The following is a 1,235-nucleotide window of genomic DNA, read 5'->3' on the forward strand; positions in this document are numbered from 1 at the left end:
TGAAGTGGTCCAATTGGAGCGGACACCCCGATAAGCCTCATAATGGAGGCAGTGGAGGTGTTCATGACCAAGAAGACTCGACGTCGGTTTTCCGATGAATTCAAGGCGGATGCGGTGAGCCTGGTGATCGATCAGGGGTATTCCGTTTCTGAGGCCGCCCGGCGCCTAGGCGTGGAGCGCAGCGTGCTGGACCGCTGGTGCCGCAAGCACCGTCAGCAGCCTTCCGGCATCCCGGGGCGGCAGGAGGATGATCGCGACGCCGAGATCAAGAAGCTCCGCGAAGAAGTTCGTAAGCTTCAGATTGAAAAGGATATTTTAAAAAAGGCGGCGGCCTTCTTCGCCAAAGAGTCGAGCTGAGATACCAGTTCATCGAGTCGGAGAAGGCCACCTATCCCGTGGCCGTGTTGTGTCGGGTCATGCGGGTCAGCCGGAGTGGTTTCTATGCCTGGCGACGACGTGGCCCTGATGACCAGCGTCAGGCCCTGCTCCACGAGGTCAGAGAGATTCATCGCCAGAAGCGTGGCAGCTATGGCAGCCGCCGCATGGCCAGAGAGTTGCGACGCCGCGGCTACGACGTCGGCCGTTACCAGGCCCGTAGCCTGATGCAGGAAGCCGGCGTAGAGGCACGGCAGCGGCGCCGGTGGCGTCATACCACCGACAGTGAGCACAGCCTGCCGGTGGCACCCAACCTGCTGAACCGCCAGTTCATGGTGGCGGAACCGAACCGGGCCTGGGTGGCCGACATCACCGCGATCTGGACGCTGGAGGGCTGGCTCTATCTGGCGGCGGTGCTCGACCTCCACGACCGGCAGTTAGTGGGCTGGGCGATGGCCGACCACATGCGCACGTCGCTGGTGCTGGACGCCCTGGAGATGGCCGTAGGTCGCCGACAGCCCGAGAGCGGGTTGATCCATCACAGCGACCGCGGCAGTCAGTACGCGTCTCGTGATTACCGCGCCACGCTGGATCGGCACGGGTTCCAGGCCTCGATGAGCCGCAAGGGGAACTGCTGGGACAATGCCGTCATGGAGCGCTTCTTCGGCTCACTGAAAAGCGAGTGGCTGGCTGGCCAGCGATACTGGAGCCGCCAGGAAGCACGGTGGGACGTGATCGAGTACATCGAGATGGAGTACAACAGCTGCCGGCTCCACTCGACCCTGGGCTACCAGACGCCGAGGGAGATTGAACTGGCAGCTGCGGCTTGAAAATGTGTCCGCTCTGACTTGACCAGAACA

Annotated in this window: 1 protein-coding gene; it reads left to right on the plus strand. The window is 62.5% G+C overall.

What is annotated here, in order from left to right; all coding sequences use genetic code 11:
- Positions 1–63 precede the first annotated feature (63 nt).
- Positions 64–1,205 (plus strand): IS3 family transposase gene (locus GFD32_RS13170; RefSeq protein ID WP_240455654.1). Its coding sequence is split into 2 segments (ribosomal slippage): positions 64–325 and positions 325–1,205, totalling 1,143 coding nucleotides; the frame shifts between segments, so codons are not numbered across the junction.
- The last annotated feature ends 30 nt before the right edge of the window (positions 1,206–1,235 follow it).

Origin of the sequence: Halomonas faecis, assembly GCF_010993975.1 — a bacterium.
GTDB classification, from domain to species: Bacteria; Pseudomonadota; Gammaproteobacteria; order Pseudomonadales; family Halomonadaceae; genus Halomonas; species Halomonas faecis.